The following is a 16,880-nucleotide window of genomic DNA, read 5'->3' on the forward strand; positions in this document are numbered from 1 at the left end:
AGTTAAAAAAGCGCCGTTATGCTTTTATTATCGTTACATTAAGATAATGTTAAGGACTGTTTTAAGCGCCTATCGTTAACTAAAAAACATTGTCAGTAACGTTATAACGACTGTATAAACGCGGTGAGATTGTCGCCTTGAGCGATGTTTAGTTTTTTACGAAGCCTGTATCGCGACACCCGAAGGCTGTCTGTAGAGATACCTAACAGGGTTGCAATGTCTGAAGAATCAAGGTTGATGCGCAACAAAGCAATCAATCGCATATCAGCCGAAGTAAGTTCATTGCTATATTGCCTGATGTTCTCGTAGAATTTCTGGTGTACCTGCTCAAACGCTGTTGTAAATTCTTTCCAGTTTTGTTCATGGTTAAAGCTCTCGTTTATCTGCATGATGATTTGCTGCATCTGCTTTTTTTGGTCACGCTTGTCTTCTTTAACCATGGCTTGCAATGTACTGCGCAGGTTCTCGAGTAACTGGTTATTACGGATCAGGTTGAGCGTATGGGTAGATAGTTCGCTGCTTTTCACCTCAAGCTGCCTGCGCAGGTTATCTTCTTCCAGGTGCTTGTTTTTCAGCTCGAGCTGGGTAAACTCATGCTCGGCGGCTTGCTGCCTGGCCAGGGCCTGCTGATCTTTAATTTTCAAACGCTGCCTGCTAAATATTACTATCACTAATACGGCAAGCAAAATAGCCACCACAAATACAGCAATACCAACAATTCTGTTGACCTTTCGTATGTTGTTAAGGTGTGTTATCTCATCACTTTTCTTATCCATATCATACAGCACTTGTAAAAAGGCTGTTTGCTCCATCCCTTCCTTAGAATATACCTCTAATGAAAAACGACGGCTTAGCTCTGCATAATGATAGGCACTGTCCATGCGCTCCATTAGCGCAAAAGCCTGGCCCATATCTTTGGTGCATGATGCCATTTGATATGTGTTATCAGTTTGCTTAGCCATTGCCATTGCCCGCCTGGTGTAAACAAGGCTGCTATCATAGCGTTGGGTTTTGCGATAGATATCGCCAAGATTATTTATCACCTCTATGCTGGCAACCTTATCACCAGCATCATTATAAAGTTTAAGTGCGTTTGTGAAGTTTACCCCTGCCGAGTCGTACTTTGCCAAATCCTCATACACGCTGCCCAAGTTCTCGTAAATTTTAGCTGCCCCTTTAATGTGCCCGGCCTTCCGGTAGTTTCCTAACGCAGCATTCTGGTAATACAAGGCGCTGTCGTAACGTTTTGCCTTTTCATACAAATGGCCGATGTTGCCCATTATTTCTGCACGGCCTTCCAGGTTACCGGTTTCATTGTAAATGGAAAGTGCTTTAAGGTAAAGCCCCATTGACTTTTGGGTTTGCTTGTTATAATAATAAAGTACGCCAAGCTCGCCCATGTTCGCAGCAATTAAATTTTTATTGGGCTGCGCTGCCAATTGCTTTTCTGCACGGAGATAAAATTCAAGTGCCTGCGCATAGTGCCCCTGATTATAACATACTTTGCCCATTTGCTGCAAGCACAAGCCCTGTGTAAGCACATCATTCTTATCTAAAGCTACATTATATAACTTACGCAAAGCAGTAAGTGCCGAATCGGGGTGTTGCTGTGTAAGCTTACGAAGATCGTTTGACAGTTTTGGTTGGGCATAACAGGTCATAAACGCCTGCGCAGTAAATATCAGAGAAAATAAAAGGGTAACTTTTTTACGCATTAACTGCCATTGCTTGTATAGCAATTCAAATTAACGATTACAATGTTAAGTATATGTTAAGCAATGGTCTACAGCTAAGTTTGCTTTCTGCTATTGCTGATACTTGTATTAGCTTAACGCTTCATCGAACCTTAAGCGCTGCCCGAAACGCACGCCCGGCGTAATATGACTGTGCGCCGTTATGATAAACAAAAACGGTATTGTAACGCCTGTCGGCAAATATGGCACCGCCAAGTTTCCGTATTTCAACCGCGGTGGCCAGCCAGCTCGATGTTTTTAAATCAAACTTTCCTAATTGCTGCAGGTATCGGTACTGTTCCTCATTTAAAAGCTGCACCCCCATTTCTTCAGCCATATCAACGGCAGTATTTTCAGGGCGGTTGTCCTTTCTTGACTCCCACCCTTCCCTGTCATAGCAAGTGCTGCGGCGGCCTGCGGGAGTTTCGGCCGAGCAATCGAAAAATGTGTATTCGTCTGTTTTATCATCAAAAGCAACCACATCAGGTTCGCCGCCGGTAATTTCCATTTCGTTGAGCGACCATTGCTTCTCTTCATTGTCTTTTAGCCTCGTTTCAACATCTGCCCAATCCAAGCCGGGATGCCTGTCCATATTTTTAAGGAAACGGTTTTTTAAAATCTCCAACAGATCCTGACTTTGAGTTGCTGATAATTTCATACTGATGTTAATGTAAGATTGATATTTATTTGCCTTGCCACTGCGACGATCCATTTGTAATAACAGCATTATTGCTGTAAAAAGTGCAGCACCAATTGTTCCCACTCTTCATCTAATGACACAGCCGGGCGCGCTTTACTTGCCCGCCTGTACCAATAATCGGCGTTCCAGGTATCACCTTCCTTTCGGTGCAGGTAGGCGTGTACCCATGCAGATGGTTGGTCGGTTAGCTGATCTATCAGATCATGTGCCTGTTGCCAGTTGCCTTTACCATCATACCAAAGGCTTTTCAATTGAACCGAAAAGGCACTATCTGGTTGTGCTGACTGCATGGTTGCTTTAAAATCGGGTAATGTTTTCATAGCCTCGGTTGTGTTTGTGCAAAATACAAAAAGCCGCTTTACTTTCGTAAAACGGCTTCAGTAAGGCCTTTAAAATTTTGCCATTACTTAGCAACTGTTACGGTACTTATAGCACTGCCTACTTCATGGCCTGCTGATTTTTTGAAATCAAAGCCAAATAATTGGGCAATGGTTTGTGCCAGTTGCTTATGGTAGGTTACGGTTGCTGTTTTTACTTCGCCGGTTGGCGGGGTATCCGGGCCGATAACGGCAAACCAGGTTTGCTCAGCACCCTTTACATCGGCACCATGGTTGCGCCAGCCATCGCTTTCGCCGCGGCCATGGTCGCAGGTAATTAAGAGGGTTGTTTTATCTTTATAAAATGGATCGGCCTGTACCATGTTCCATAAGTTCATTATAAAGCCATCTTCCTGTTTTGCGCGTGCCAGGTAATCTTTATAGTTGCCCTCGTGAGCCATATCATCCGTTTCATCAAAGGCCATATACAGCACGCGTGGTTTGTATTGCTTTATATATTCCTTGCTAAACTCGTAAGTAATAAAGTCTGACCGGGTAGAGTCGCCTATATATTTGGGCGTGCTGTGCTGCAACTCGTTCAGGTACTTCAATCGAGGGTTTGCATCTGCATTTTTAAGCTCGGCATAACCCGAATATACCGGCAAGCCTGATCTACCAACATTTAAAATCTGAGGAAACCTTTCCCATGATGAAAAGGCAATCACCTTACCTTCAAAACCTTTTTGCTTGTTTATAAACTCCAGCACATTCATGTTTGGGTTAACAATAGGGTCATTGGTATTCATCCGCACATCGGGGAAGCCGGTAAATATTTCGTTATAGCCAGGGTACGAAAAGCGGTATTGATTGGCCAGCTCATCTTTATTCCCTAAATCGCGGTTACCGTAAAGCTGCCCTTTTTTGGCTACTACATTCCATAAAAACGGGAACAGCATTTCGCGTCGTGCTGTTGCCGTAGCGGCCCAGTACTTCTTCCTCACATCATCTTTATCGCTGGTATATTTTGAATTTACCAGGCCCGAGTCGGCCCCTCTGAAAACTTCCTGCCAGCGCATACCGTCAAGCGTTACAATGATGAGGTTTTTGGTTTGGCGGTTTTGGGCGGTAACTGTTAAAGCACTTGCAGCCAAAACCAGTACAGCAAATAATTTTTTCATAAAAAGTATATTAAAAAAGCATGGCCGTTATTGCTAACGGCCATGCTTGTAAAACAGGTGAATTATTTTAGTATCCACATGATACCATTAATATCGTCGTTACCACCAAACTGGCTATCGAGCGCTTTTTGATAGTTTGCCGAATTGGCCGTACGCTCTGATGATGGATACTGGAAACGTGTTGCTATACGTGTACCGTTACCTGTGCCGGGGCCGGTAGTAAACGTTGGCACACCGGTACGGCGATAAGTAAAGTAAGATTCCAGACCAGAGTGGCGGAACAGCGCCAGGTATCTTTGCTGCAAAATTTTGGTTAAACCAGCGCCATCCGCAGTGTATTTTACTGTGGCCTGGTTGTAATACGTTGCAAAGTTAGCCGCAATGCTGTAGGTATCGTAATTACCTGCAACAGATACGCTTGTTGAACCAGGGCGGTAGAAGTAGGCCGTAAATGAGCCTGTTTCTGGGATACCGTATGATTGCATTGACGCTTTTATACCGTTTTGGTAATAGGTCTCGGCACTTGCGCCGCTTGCCCAGCCGCGGTTTAAGCCTTCGGCGATGTTAAACATCATTTCAGGAAAACCAATTTGTATAGCAGGCTCGCCTGTGTAGGTCGAGTAGAAATGCTTGCGGTTAAGGAACGAGTAACGCTGTAAACCGGCATTGTTATACATTACGCTCAAATCCAAACCCGGGTCGGCGCCTACAAATGATGCAAAATCAGTAGGGCTTTGCTTTTGCTCATCAACCAGATAACGCGAAGGCTCAGCAGTTACAAACACGCGCGGGTCCTTTAAGCTGGTAAGCAAACCAACATAAGTTGCAGACATGTTTTTACGTGACCCGCTCTGGCCAAAGTTATTCGGGTTTTGCGGGTAGTAATTATTTGGCTCACGGAAAACGTATTGCAGGTTATCGGCGTTGCTACTCATCAATGGATACTTTGATGGAGATGCCAGGATGGCCGCAAAGCGCGAAACTACTTTAAGGTCGGTATCAGCAGTTTTTTTGCTTAAGGCAACTAATAAACGCAGTTGCAAAGCATTAACTGCCTTTTGCCATTTGGTAAGGTCGTTAGCAAAATAGATATCGTTTTTAAGGGTAGCGCCTTCGCCGCTTCCAAAGTTGCCTGGGTTAGCTATTAACTGCCCTAAATCATCATTAGCGCTATCCAGCCATTGTAGTGATTGCAGCATTACGGCCTTTTGCGAATCATAAGCTGGGTTTAACTTGTCCAGCCCCTGCAACGCCTCGGTCATCGGGATGTCGCCCATTTCAAGGCTCATCTTGCTAAATAAGTACGCCTTAAAAAACTTACCGAGCGCCTCGTACGGGTTTATGGCAGCACCACCTGTAGCGGCAGCTTGCTTTTCCATCTCCTGCACGTTTTTTAATATGGTATAATAGTTATCGCCGGCACCCAGGTCATAACGGTTGTTACCGTAATAATCGTAGTTATAAAGGTAGTATTGTGCGTATATCTCCTTTTGGCCATCGGGTGTTTCGGCAATGCTGTTTAGCACACCATTAAAAAGCAATGAGGCCGGTACCGAGTTCGGCACGTTTTGGTTTTGGGTAAGCTCGTCAAAGCTCTTTTTACAACCCGTTACTGATAACAGCAACGCTGCAGGCAGTATATATTTTTTTAATATCGTTTTCATTTTTTACTGATGATCAGTGTTTTGCTTAGAATGATACATTAAGGTTTAAACCGTAGCTACGTACCGTTGGCGATTGCAGGCCTGTTGAGCCGGATGCATAGTTGTACTGGTCAAGGTCAACATCCTTAAAGCGTTTGTCTTTATAGAAGTAAAGCAGGTTACGGCCATATAACGATACCGATGCTTTTTGGATAAAGGTTCTGGCTAACATGGTTTTAGGAAAATCGAAACCAATGGTAACCTCACGCAACTTCGAGTATGTTTTGCTCATTAAGTTGGCTTCGTCCACATTGTAATATGAGCTTACGTAACCCTGTACAAATGATGTAGCCGTATTTGGCGCATATTGCAATTGGTTGTAGTTAAGCACTGCACCTGTTTTTGAATCGTAGTTGATAGACTGCCCGTTTGAAATAACAACACCTTCGCCTACGTAGCTGCCATTGTAACCTGTTTTGCCAAAGTTTGACCAATCCTGGAAACGTGCTGCACCAAGTGCGCCTTCGGCAGTTTCTGCATTAGCGCCGCCACGCATGGTTTTGTTGTGCATGTAATCAACAATAACACCACCAACCGAGCCATCAAACTGGAACGAGAAGCTTAGGTTTTTATACCTGAATTTGTTATAGATACTCCATGAATAGTTTGAGTTCATGTTACCCAGGAACTGGGCTACCGGGCTCGAAAGCGGTTTACCGGCCGCATCATTTATGATCTGGCCATCAGGTGTGCGTACAAATGCCGATCCGTATAATTTGTCTGTACGATCGCCTGCTTTAAAGAAGGTTTGGTAAGTATCCTGGCCTGCAGGCAACTCTTTATAAATCTCTTTGAAAGTTGATATGTTTGCCAACACATCCCAGCTAAAGCCGCCCATGTTTTTGATAGGCGTACCCATGATAGAGCCTTCGTAACCTGTCTTTTTGGTTTTTAAAGCGTTTAGGTACTCAACAGTGTAACCTGTAGCACTTGATATAACGTTGGGCAAAATGCGCGGACCATCGATATATTGGAACGCGGTACCTGAGAAGCCCAAACGGTTCGCCAGGAATTTAATATCAAAACCTTCCTCGTAGTTTACGCGGGTTGATGTTTTAATACCGTTTTGGTACAAATAATCTGTAGCGTAACCTGCCGTTTGGCTGTTATAAGGTTTACTTGTAGAGAATGAAGTATTTAAAGAATAATCAGGGCCGTTGTACGGAGATGTGTAGGTAGAGCCATAACCCAGCGGATTATTAAATAATGATGCACCTGTGCCGCCACCGTAAACAGTGATTGAGCTAAACGGAGCCGGGCCGATAGTTGTTGATGTAGCATCAGAACGAATGTTTGAGTATGATGCCCTGCCTTTTAAGAAAGTAATAAACTCAGGCATTTTTATATAATCAGACACTACGGTAGCTACCGATACGCTTGGATAGAAATAGGTTGTAGGCACCTGAAAAGCGGACGATTTATCGATACGGCCGGTGCTTGAGATGGTTGCATATTTACCAAAGCTGGCGTCTAATGAATAATACGCACTTAATACGCGCATATCCGAGCTGAAGCTGGTTGCCTGCACCGGGTTCATCGAGTTACTGAATGAGTACACACCCGGTACGTTCAAATAATCTGTCGATGCCCAGTTTGAGTTGTAGCTTAAGTTACGCATGTTTCCACCTACGGTACCCGATAAGTTCAGAAACTTTTTAACGGTATAATCGTAGTTGATCATCAACTCCGTATTGTTGTCAAAAAGGTTGCGGCGGTCTTCGCGGTAGTCGCCAAGGTTACCTTCACGTCCGTAAGGGTGTGCCGAATAAGGCATTTTTTCGGTGCGAAGGATATTGTAGGTATTGATAGCCGAACGCAAAGTAGCATTTAGGTTATTATTGATTTTGTAGTTAGCAGAAAGATAGCCGTATGTATCATTTTTGTAATGACCGCGGGTCCACTCTTTTACCATAAACCATGGGTTGTGGTAACGGGTATACTCTGCAAATTGCTGTTGTATACCTACTTTACCTGGCTGCCAAATGGCTTTAATATCCGGTGCGTTAACATCCCAATCGGCACCTGTCCATATAGCCAGGTTGTATATTAAGCTGTTAGGGCCGTAGCTTACATCCGGGAAATTATCTGTTGTTTGGCGGTTAAAGCTCACGTTACCTTCAAACTTCCAGCGCGGGTTAGGGCTAAATGCAGCGTAGATATTAGCATTGGCAATATCAAGGTACTGCTCAGGTATGTAGCTATTTTGGTGCTGCTGCGATGCCGAGAAGCGTACGTTGTAGTTATCGCCATTGGCACTTAATGCAACGTTATTGTTGGTTTGGTAACCCGTGCGCAAAAAGTTGTTAAGGTTATTTGCGCCACGAGCGGTGTAAGGAGTAGCCTGACGAACGCCGTTGATAATAGGGCTATCGTATTGCTCAATTAGCTGGCCATTAAAATATGGACCCCAAACGTCATAATCGGCATCCACACCACCCGGTGCACCACCTTTACCGTCAACAAATTTATAGTAGGTATTCTCGCCTGCGCCGTATGATTTTTGCACACGCGGGAAAGCAAGGAAACCGCTATTAATAACGGTACTGCTGTTAATATCAACCGTTAAACCTTTTTTGTTCTTGTTGCCTTTTTTAGTGGTTATTAATATAGCGCCATATGATGCACGGTTACCATAAAGTGCCGCAGCGGCAGGGCCCTTTAATACTGTGTAAGTTTCAATATCATCCGGGCTGATGTTGTAGGTGTCCGTATTGATAGGGAAACCATCTACCACGTATAAAGATATCTGGTTACCACGTATCCTTACGCTTGGCGCACCCAGCAACTCTGCAGAGGGGCCAACTGATAAACCGGCTACTTTACCGATAAGGCCTGTAACCGGGTTAGGGTCGCGGGCTACGGTAAGGTCTTCGCCGGTTACGGTTGATACTGCGTAACCTACGCGGCGGGTTTCTTTCTTAACACCCAAGGCAGTCACTACCACTTCGTTAAGTGTTTTGCTGTCGCCTTTTAAATTAACCACCATGGTATTGCCGGTACCAACAGTTGCTTCTTGCTGGGCAAAACCTAAAAATTTAAACGTCAAAACCTGGCCGGGGCTGGCATTGATAATAAACCTTCCGTACACATCTGTAGTTGTGCCCTGGTTAGTTCCCTTAACCATAACACTTACGCCTGGCAGCGGCTGTCTGGTTTCATCATTTACTGTACCCGTAATTTTTGTTTGAGCAAACAAAAAGAGGGGCGTAAGGCTACACACGAGTAAAAGTGCAAGCTTCTTTAAATTAGGGTAAAAGTGTTTCATCTGCTTTTAAATCTTGTTTGTTTAGTTTGATTTTATCAGCAGCAAAAGTAAATTGTGTTTATTATTACTAAACTAAGTTTATATTAATTAAACTTTAAAACAGATAGGGAGAAAGGTTAAGCACCACGAGCACTAATAACACTAACAACACAAAGCCGTTAAATTAAATTAACAATGCTTACAGTGTAGTTTTTTGTGACTGCAAATGGCTTATAGACTTTTGCTTAAGTTCCTGGATATTGATAACCGGGATGTTTTCAAGCTTTGCTTCGTCATCCCAATGCCTAAAACGAATTATCAGATCTTTATCGGGATTAGCCTCAAATGTGGCAGCCTCTACTACAGACATTACGCCACCCTGAAAGTTGAGCGTAGCCCTGCTTGCAGGAGACAGCTTAGCAAAGTAATCGGGATATTTAAAGGTAAGGTAACGCTTGGCTACTACGTGGCTTTGTACAAGGCTTGCAACACGAGCCGAATAACCAAGGTTAAGGAGATAGTCGGCGCCCAGTTTTTCATGCTCAACATTACCCATACCATCCATGCTTTCGGCTTCGCCCTGTGCGGCGCATAAATGGCCTATATCGTGGAAAAAGGCAGCAAGTACTACTTCGTCGTCATAGCCCTCAGCCTGGGCTAAAGCAGCGGCCTGCGCCATGTGCTCAAGCTGAGACACGGGCTCGCCAATGTAATCTTCATCTCCGTGCAGCTCATATAAAGCAAACACCTTTTCGGTAATTTCCTGCGGGCTTAGTTTGGGGGGCATAACAAACTTTTCAGCAAAAGAAGGGGCACAACATTAAGTTATCATTAAGCCTCTATCATATAATTTATCGCGGCGTTTTTTGTGAGCGTATTTGTGATAGTTTGATTTAATGTATAATTTTCGGCCATACAACCAGTTATAATGATTGATGGAAGACGATATACTTATACAGATAAGCAACCGTATTAAAGAGCGACGTCGCGAAAAAAACATTACTGTACAGGAACTTGCCAGCCAGGCAAATGTAAGTAAAGGCCTTATTTCGCAGATCGAAAACAGCCGTACTATCCCCTCTCTGATTGTATTGATCGATATTATTCGCGCACTCGACATAGACCTGAATGTATTTTTTCAGGATATTAAAAGCCGTGAACGCAACTTCCCGCTTATTATTAAACGGAAAGATGAGTACGAACGCTTTGAAAAAGAAGACACTGAAGGATTTCATTATAGCCGTATTTTTACCCAGCTTATTAAAAATTCCACTATTGACATCGTAATCCTTGAGCTTGAACCAAATGCCAGGCGCCCGCTTGTGCAAACAGAGGCCTATGAGTATAAGTACATCATTAGCGGAGAGATTGAATATTTATTTGGCGATGATAGCACCCACACGCTTTACCAGGGCGACAGCATGCTTTTTGATGGGCGCATTTCCCACACTCCCCGCAATGTAGGCAAAGGGAATGCAACTATGCTGGTCATCTATTTCTTTGAAGAGAAGCAGAACAATTAAACATAAGTTAACATACCCTTAGTTTATAATTAATAAACATAGTTTATAATTGCTAAACATCTTTCAGATGATTGCATACTATGTGTATTATTTTTAAGCGCGATAATCATGTTGCTGTTAAATAGGCTAAGGCCTTTTGCAGCCAAGCTGCCCTATCCTGTTATATCTGTATTAGCAGGGCTAGCAGCTTTCGGAGCTTATACCTCTATGTATGCCTTTCGCAGGGCTTTTGCCGCCGGTACTTTTGCCGGGCAGCAATATCTGCATGTAGATTATAAAGCATGGTTGGTTATAGCCCAGGTGTTGGGCTATATGTTAAGCAAATTTTACGGCATCCGTTTTATTGCAGAGGTTAAGGCCCAAAACCGCGGGCGATATGTTTTAATGCTGGTTGGCATATCCTGGCTTGCCTTACTGGCTTTCGCTTTTATTCCGGCTCCTTATAATATTGTTTGCCTGTTTGTAAACGGCTTTCCGCTTGGCATGATCTGGGGATTGGTGTTCGGCTACCTTGAAGGCCGCCGGGCTACAGAGTTTATGGCTGCTGTGTTGTCTATAAGTCTTATTTTCGCTTCGGGCTTTGTAAAAACTGTAGGCCGTACCCTGCTTACCAGCTTTCATGTAAACGAGTTTTTGATGCCATTTGCAACGGGGGCAATATTTGTTTTGCCCTTGATATTATTTGTACTATGCCTTGAAGCCCTGCCTCCACCAACAGCGCAAGACAAGCAGCAGCGTACCGAACGCCGTAGCATGCCCCCGCATGAGCGCCGGGCATTTATAATACGGTTTTTACCGGGCATTATACTTACCGTAATAGTATACCTGATGCTAACCATTATGCGCGACGTAAGGGACAACTTCGAGGTGGAAATTTGGCACGGGCTGGGCATAAAGAACAATGCAATTTTTACCAGCATAGATAGTATTATTTCTTTAATTGTATTGGCTGGCATGGGCCTACTTATCCTTGTAAAAAACAACTTAAAAGCTTTCGGTATCATTCACCTTTTTATCATAGGCGGATGTATTTTGGCCGGCGTTGCAACATTGCTCTTTAATGCCAAAACCATTGAACCAATTACGTGGATGACACTTGCGGGCCTTGGCTTATATGCCGGTTATGTACCTTACAATGCTATATTTTTTGAAAGGATGATAGCTTCTTTCCAATGCAAAAGCAATGTCGGCTTTATTATGTATGTAGCAGATGCCATTGGCTACCTTGGCAGCATAAGCGTATTATTGGTTAAAGAGTTAGGCAACCCAGGCGTTAGCTGGGATGTATTTTTTAAAGACGGCTTATTAATTCTGTCCGTTGTGGGCAGCATAAGCGCTACATTTTCATTAATATACTTTTGGCAAAGCGCACGCCGTAGCCGCGTGCAGGCCAAACCTTTAAAGTTTTCAGCAATATGAGTAACAGATCTGCCATAGTGATTGGCGCAGGTATAGTTGGCCTTGCAACGGCACGAGCATTGGCTACACGCGGCGTTAAAGTAACCGTTTTTGAACGTAACGAGCGCGCGGTAGGTGCATCCATTCGTAACTTTGGTATGGTATGGCCGATAGGGCAACCAACCGGGCCTTTGTTCGACAGGGCGATGCTATCAAGAAGTATTTGGAAACAAATTTGCACCGAAGCAAACATCTGGCATGATGAGGTTGGCTCATTACACCTAGCGTATCAGGATGACGAAGTGGAGGTGATGCAGCAATATGCTGATGTTAATAGCAGCCTGCGCGACTGTTCATTACTTACTCCGCAACAGGCATTGTTAAAATCTGAGGCGGTTAACCCCAATGGCTTAAAAGGCGCTTTGTGGAGTGGTACCGAAATGATTGTTGAGGCGCGCGAGGCCATAGGCCATGTGGCCGCCTACTTAGTCGAAAAACACGGCGTAACGTTTAATTGGAACACGGCCATAAGCGAAGTGAAAGGCAATACGGTAACCTCCGGACAACGCAGCTGGCAGGCCGATGAAGTATTTGTTTGCAGCGGCACCGAGTTTGAAACTTTATACCCGGAGCTTTTTGCAGCCGCCCCCCTCACAAAATGCAAATTGCAAATGATGCGCATGGCCGCCCAGCCCAATAACTGGCGCATTGGCCCTTCGCTTTGTGGTAGCTTATCAATGGTGCACTACCCCGGCTTTCAATCGGCAGCATCATTACCCGCACTACGTAAACGGTACGAAGAACAATACGCCGAGTATTTAAAATGGGGGATCCATGTGATGGTTTCGCAAAACCATTTGGGAGAATTAACCGTGGGCGACTCGCACGAGTATGGCCTGGTGCATGACCCATTTGATAAGGAGTTTATCAATACCATGATTGTAGATTACTTAAAAACTTTCACCGCACTTAAGGATACCCGGATCATACAAACCTGGAACGGCATCTACCCAAAGCTAACTAACGGCAAAACGGAGTTGATTTTGGAACCCGAACCCGGCGTTACCATCATTAACGGGCTTGGCGGTAACGGCATGACTCTATCGTTTGGGCTCTGCGAGGAACTGATAGCAGCAAAATATTAAGCCAAAAAAACGGCGGAACCATTTTTATAGTTCCGCCGTTTTGTATTTATGCAGAGCAATTAAATAAGCTCCAACAGTTCCTGCAAATTATTGATTATGTGATCTGGGTTTGCTGCCTGTAATTGGTCAAACGTGTGGGCGCCTGTGGTGATACCTATGCTCATGGCACAGCCCGCGTTTTTACCTTCTTCAATATCTATTACCGAGTCGCCAACTTTAACAATTTGAATTGGCTCGACATTAAACTTATTGGCAGCCATCAAAATCATATCAGGCGCGGGGCGGCCGTTGCTTACATCGCTTGCAGTAATCAATTCATCATACTCCCGGCCTTTTTGCCAGCCCAGTTTATCAACTATAGTTTTGGCAACACGCCCGCTGTAGCCGGTGTTTAACACAACTGCGATGCCTTTCTGCTTAAGTGCAGTAAATGTCGCCAAAGCACCTGGTTGAGGTGCTATCTCGCTATTGCTATAAGCATGATCTAATCCTGTAGCAAAATCGGCAAAGATGGTTAAAGCAACCTGCTCATCCGTAACATCGGCTTTTTTTAATAATATACTTTTTATGGCCTGAAGCTTTTCCATACCTGCACCAACTTCAAGTACATCGTTAAGTGAAACGCTATACCCGGCGTTTAATATTGCCTTATGCAACGTTTTATAAACTATGTTCTGCTCATCTATTGTTGTTCCCGCCATATCGAAAACAACCATCTTTATTAAAATAGCCATTGTAAAATTTGTTTAGCAAAACTAAACATAATTTAATTATCGAGCCATTAACTGAGTGTTATGAAAACTTTATAAAGCATTTATTTTGAAAAAATAGTACCTGTTCATCGAACTATCAAAGGTCTTTTGACAAACTGTAAACAAGTCAGTTAACTGCAACCAAATAATTTGATTTAGTTTTACAGCACTACATTATGGCAAAGAAACCTATCGGCAAATACGTTATCTATATTCTTGGCTTATTGGCAGCCCTTGGGCCGTTTTCAATTGACATGTATTTGCCTGGTTTTAAAGTTATAGCGGCTGATCTTAAAACCTCTCCGTCCGAAGTTTCGCTAACACTGTCCAGCTATTTTATTGGTATATCGGCAGGGCAACTTTTATACGGGCCTTTGCTTGACAAATTTGGGCGGAAGAAGCCATTGTACTTTGGTGTGTTTATTTACCTGGCAGCCTGTGTTGGATGTTATTTTTCTACCGATATTAACCAACTTATAATTTTCCGCTTTATACAGGCAATTGGCAGCTGCGCAACTGCAGTGGCATCAGTAGCTTTGGTTAGAGATTTGTTTGAGGCTGATGAACGCGCAAAAGGTTTTGCTTCCATCATGTTGGTTATAGCCCTTTCGCCTATGTTGGCGCCAACAATCGGCGGCTATCTCATAACTATAGCCGGCTGGCACACCGTATTCATATTTCTGGCAGTAATGGCCGTGCTCATACTTACCCTGTCGTACTTTTTTATACCCGAAGTTTACGTACCCGACCCGCAATATTCACTTAAACCCGGCCCAATCTTAAGCAACTTTTTATTGGTATTAAAAGAGCCGCAGTTTGTTATTTATGCATCGGTATCGGCTTTGATATTTTCCGGGCTATTTGTTTATGTGGCATCGTCGCCTATTATTTTTATGGAGTTGTACGGCGTTAGCGAAACCACCTACGGATGGATATTTGCAGGCTTATCTGTCGCCTTTATAGGATCAAGCCAGGTTAATTCTTATATATTAAGATGGTACTCCAGTCAAAAAATCATCAACTACGCCATGGGGCTTTGCCTTTTAAGCAGCCTGATATTTTTGGTTTTTGCCTTAATGGGGATGCTGAACCTGACAAACACCCTTGTTTTCCTGGCTTTGTTCCTTGCAGGGCTTGGCTTTATTAACCCAAATGCTTCTGCCCTTTCACTCGAGCCTTTTAGCAAAAATGCAGGTAGCGCTTCTGCATTAATGGGGGCTTTACAAATGGGTTTGGGGGCTTTGGTTTCGGCCGTTGCAAGCTCCTTTCCGGCCGGCTCAGTATTGCCTATGCCGCTGGCAATGGCCGTAGCATCGGTAATTGCAGCTGTTATATTGGCTGCAACTAAACAGCCAAACAAAAGAACCAGCAATTTATAAGGCCTTGGCCATTCGTACTTTATCATAATCCAATTACAATGTGCTTTTTATTGCATTACGTTCGTCCAACGGCATTCCTTATCATATAATGATGTAAATTTGATAAGCTCAAAATTGTGATACCTGATGAAGAAGTGTTTGTTGCTGGCTTTAACTTGTGTTTTACTATCCGTTGTTACCGTTGCATCGCCTTCACCAGATAGCCTGCTAAATGTACTTAAAAGCGAGATAGCTAAAAAAGCGGCATATGACTCTAAAAAAGAAAATCATATTACAACGCTTATACAGCAATTAAACAAGCAGCCATCATCCAATTTAAGGCAGCGTTACGATATCACCTTATCACTCTTTGAAAGCTACAAGGACTACCGTTTTGAGCCTACATATAAATATGCTAAACAGCTTGTTTACCTGAGCACCCGCCTTAACGATAAAAAATTAATTGCTGCAAACAAGCTACGCATGGGTATGACCATGATTGCATCAGGCATGTTTAAGGAGACGTTTGATTGCCTGCGTGAGATAAACCCCGCCTTGCTGGATAACGACTTAAAGAAAAACTATTACATCCTGAGTTCATGGGCGTGGTCAGACTTGTCAAAATACAACGCCGATAGATACTATACGCCCGAAAACCTTGATCGGAAATACCAATATCTTGATTCGGCGATAGCGCTGACTGAAAAAAACTCATTTGAACAACTGATTTTGTTAGCGCAGCAAAATCCAAGATCAGGGTCGCAACCTGTACAATATTATCTGGAGCTGCAAAAACGGCTGCTTACAAGGCACGAGGAAGCTATGGTTGTTACCGGCCTAAGCCGCTATAAAACAGGTGCCGAAAAAATTAAGTTGCTTGCCACAGCTGCAATAGATGATGTTCAATCGTCTACTTATCGTGCACAGGCCATGCTGGATCTCGGCAATACCCTTTATGAACAAGGCAATGTTGACGATGCTTACTACTTTCTACAACAGGCCATGATCCAGGCCGATAAGTTTGGAAGCCGTATGCAGCGCTACCAGGTAGCCAGGCTGTTGCCAATGGTTGCTCAAAAACGCGATCAGGTTATAAAGCAAGGCAGGCAACGCTTTATAGTTGTTATCGGCGTCATATCAATTGTAGCAATTATTGCCGGGCTTGTAGGCTTTATCATATTTGTACAATTAAAAAAGGTACGCGCTGCCGATGTGATTATACGTGAAAAGAACGACTTGCTGGCTAAGCAAAATATCCAGCTTTTTGAGGATGGCAAAATCAAGGAAGAATACATAGGTTTCTTTTTCAGCGAATTATCCAGGCACATCTTAAAGCTTGACCGCCTTAAGAATAACGCGCACAGGAAGATAAAGTCGGGCAGTATAGAAGAGGCATTGCAGCAATTAGAAAAGGTTGATGTACAAGGCGAACGCAGGCAGCTATTTGCCACATTTGATAAAGTGTTTCTTAAACTTTTTCCTGATTTTATAAGCGTGGTAAACTCCATGCTGCAGCCCGAAAACCAATTAAAACCCAAAGCGGATGGTACCCTTACCACGCAACTGCGCATTTTGGCCCTCATGCGTCTTGGTATCAATAATAACGAGACCATAGCGCTTATCCTCGAGTCGACCGTCAATACCGTTTACACCTACCGCATTCGCCTTAAATCTAAGGCAAACGTACCGCCCGACAGCTTTGAGCAGCGTATTATGGGCATCCAAATTGCCCAAAACCTGTTGGCTTAAGCAAGATTTTTGCTGAACATATTTTTGTAAACACCTCTTTTACAACGTCTTGATTTTATAAATGTCAAGATTTTTGACAC

13 protein-coding genes are annotated in these 16,880 nt (G+C 43.6%); 5 read left to right on the forward strand and 8 right to left on the reverse strand.

Annotated elements, in window-relative coordinates:
- Positions 1–101: 101 nt before the first annotated feature.
- From FPZ43_RS06970 to FPZ43_RS07000, 7 genes are all read right to left on the reverse strand, one after another.
- Positions 102–1,715 (reverse strand): tetratricopeptide repeat protein, encoded by a 1,614-nt coding sequence (locus FPZ43_RS06970; RefSeq protein WP_261381008.1) that lies wholly within the window; start codon positions 1,713–1,715, stop codon positions 102–104.
- A gap of 121 nt (positions 1,716–1,836) precedes the next feature.
- A complete protein-coding gene (locus FPZ43_RS06975) occupies positions 1,837–2,391 on the reverse strand; it encodes a DUF4256 domain-containing protein (protein WP_222430946.1) in 555 nt (184 codons plus the stop codon).
- 68 nt (positions 2,392–2,459) lie between these two features.
- Positions 2,460–2,753 carry a hypothetical protein gene (locus tag FPZ43_RS06980; protein ID WP_146381157.1) on the reverse strand — a complete coding sequence of 98 codons (294 nt, stop codon included), beginning with the start codon at positions 2,751–2,753 and terminating at the stop codon, positions 2,460–2,462.
- Between the two features lie 83 nt (positions 2,754–2,836).
- A complete protein-coding gene (locus FPZ43_RS06985) occupies positions 2,837–3,928 on the reverse strand; it encodes an alkaline phosphatase family protein (RefSeq protein ID WP_146381158.1) in 1,092 nt (363 codons plus the stop codon).
- Positions 3,929–3,990: 62 nt separating this feature from the next.
- A complete protein-coding gene (locus tag FPZ43_RS06990) occupies positions 3,991–5,592 on the reverse strand; it encodes a SusD/RagB family nutrient-binding outer membrane lipoprotein (protein ID WP_146381159.1) in 1,602 nt (533 codons plus the stop codon).
- Positions 5,593–5,617: 25 nt separating this feature from the next.
- Positions 5,618–8,896, reverse strand: a complete 3,279-nt coding sequence (locus FPZ43_RS06995; RefSeq protein ID WP_146381160.1) for a SusC/RagA family TonB-linked outer membrane protein — start codon at positions 8,894–8,896, stop codon at positions 5,618–5,620.
- Between the two features lie 178 nt (positions 8,897–9,074).
- The gene (locus FPZ43_RS07000) at positions 9,075–9,662 is read right to left on the reverse strand and encodes an HDIG domain-containing metalloprotein (RefSeq protein ID WP_146381161.1); all 588 of its coding nucleotides are present in this window, start codon (positions 9,660–9,662) and stop codon (positions 9,075–9,077) included.
- A gap of 148 nt (positions 9,663–9,810) precedes the next feature.
- Here FPZ43_RS07000 and FPZ43_RS07005 point away from each other — a divergent pair, with 148 nt between their 5' ends.
- The 3 genes from FPZ43_RS07005 (at position 9,811) to FPZ43_RS07015 (ending at position 12,941) form a co-directional block, all read left to right on the forward strand.
- Positions 9,811–10,398 carry a helix-turn-helix domain-containing protein gene (locus FPZ43_RS07005; protein ID WP_146381162.1) on the forward strand — a complete coding sequence of 196 codons (588 nt, stop codon included), beginning with the start codon at positions 9,811–9,813 and terminating at the stop codon, positions 10,396–10,398.
- Between the two features lie 108 nt (positions 10,399–10,506).
- Positions 10,507–11,817: a DUF5690 family protein gene (locus FPZ43_RS07010; protein WP_146381163.1), complete on the forward strand. Its 1,311-nt coding sequence runs from the start codon at positions 10,507–10,509 to the stop codon at positions 11,815–11,817.
- Complete coding sequence (locus FPZ43_RS07015) at positions 11,814–12,941, forward strand: TIGR03364 family FAD-dependent oxidoreductase (RefSeq protein ID WP_146381164.1); 1,128 nt, start codon at positions 11,814–11,816, stop codon at positions 12,939–12,941. The genes FPZ43_RS07010 and FPZ43_RS07015 overlap by 4 nt, the downstream gene beginning before the upstream one ends.
- Positions 12,942–13,000: 59 nt before the next feature.
- On the opposite strand, the gene FPZ43_RS07020 is transcribed toward FPZ43_RS07015, so the two are convergent.
- Positions 13,001–13,675 carry a phosphonatase-like hydrolase gene (locus FPZ43_RS07020; protein WP_146381165.1) on the reverse strand — a complete coding sequence of 225 codons (675 nt, stop codon included), beginning with the start codon at positions 13,673–13,675 and terminating at the stop codon, positions 13,001–13,003.
- A gap of 194 nt (positions 13,676–13,869) precedes the next feature.
- Here FPZ43_RS07020 and FPZ43_RS07025 point away from each other — a divergent pair, with 194 nt between their 5' ends.
- The gene (locus FPZ43_RS07025) at positions 13,870–15,072 is read left to right on the forward strand and encodes a multidrug effflux MFS transporter (protein WP_146381166.1); all 1,203 of its coding nucleotides are present in this window, start codon (positions 13,870–13,872) and stop codon (positions 15,070–15,072) included.
- A 126-nt stretch (positions 15,073–15,198) separates the two neighbouring features.
- Positions 15,199–16,800: a DUF6377 domain-containing protein gene (locus FPZ43_RS07030; protein WP_146381167.1), complete on the forward strand. Its 1,602-nt coding sequence runs from the start codon at positions 15,199–15,201 to the stop codon at positions 16,798–16,800.
- The last annotated feature ends 80 nt before the right edge of the window (positions 16,801–16,880 follow it).

This window comes from Mucilaginibacter pallidiroseus, assembly GCF_007846085.1.
GTDB lineage: Bacteria > Bacteroidota > Bacteroidia > Sphingobacteriales > Sphingobacteriaceae > Mucilaginibacter > Mucilaginibacter pallidiroseus.

Coding starts and splice junctions, on each gene's coding strand:
- FPZ43_RS06970 (WP_261381008.1), bottom strand. CDS start 1,715: ATGCGTAAAAAAGTTACCCTTTTATTTTCTCTGATATTTACTGCGCAG.
- FPZ43_RS06975 (WP_222430946.1), bottom strand. CDS start 2,391: ATGAAATTATCAGCAACTCAAAGTCAGGATCTGTTGGAGATTTTAAAA.
- FPZ43_RS06980 (WP_146381157.1), bottom strand. CDS start 2,753: ATGAAAACATTACCCGATTTTAAAGCAACCATGCAGTCAGCACAACCA.
- FPZ43_RS06985 (WP_146381158.1), bottom strand. CDS start 3,928: ATGAAAAAATTATTTGCTGTACTGGTTTTGGCTGCAAGTGCTTTAACA.
- FPZ43_RS06990 (WP_146381159.1), bottom strand. CDS start 5,592: ATGAAAACGATATTAAAAAAATATATACTGCCTGCAGCGTTGCTGTTA.
- FPZ43_RS06995 (WP_146381160.1), bottom strand. CDS start 8,896: ATGAAACACTTTTACCCTAATTTAAAGAAGCTTGCACTTTTACTCGTG.
- FPZ43_RS07000 (WP_146381161.1), bottom strand. CDS start 9,662: ATGCCCCCCAAACTAAGCCCGCAGGAAATTACCGAAAAGGTGTTTGCT.
- FPZ43_RS07005 (WP_146381162.1), top strand. CDS start 9,811: ATGGAAGACGATATACTTATACAGATAAGCAACCGTATTAAAGAGCGA.
- FPZ43_RS07010 (WP_146381163.1), top strand. CDS start 10,507: ATGTTGCTGTTAAATAGGCTAAGGCCTTTTGCAGCCAAGCTGCCCTAT.
- FPZ43_RS07015 (WP_146381164.1), top strand. CDS start 11,814: ATGAGTAACAGATCTGCCATAGTGATTGGCGCAGGTATAGTTGGCCTT.
- FPZ43_RS07020 (WP_146381165.1), bottom strand. CDS start 13,675: ATGGCTATTTTAATAAAGATGGTTGTTTTCGATATGGCGGGAACAACA.
- FPZ43_RS07025 (WP_146381166.1), top strand. CDS start 13,870: ATGGCAAAGAAACCTATCGGCAAATACGTTATCTATATTCTTGGCTTA.
- FPZ43_RS07030 (WP_146381167.1), top strand. CDS start 15,199: ATGAAGAAGTGTTTGTTGCTGGCTTTAACTTGTGTTTTACTATCCGTT.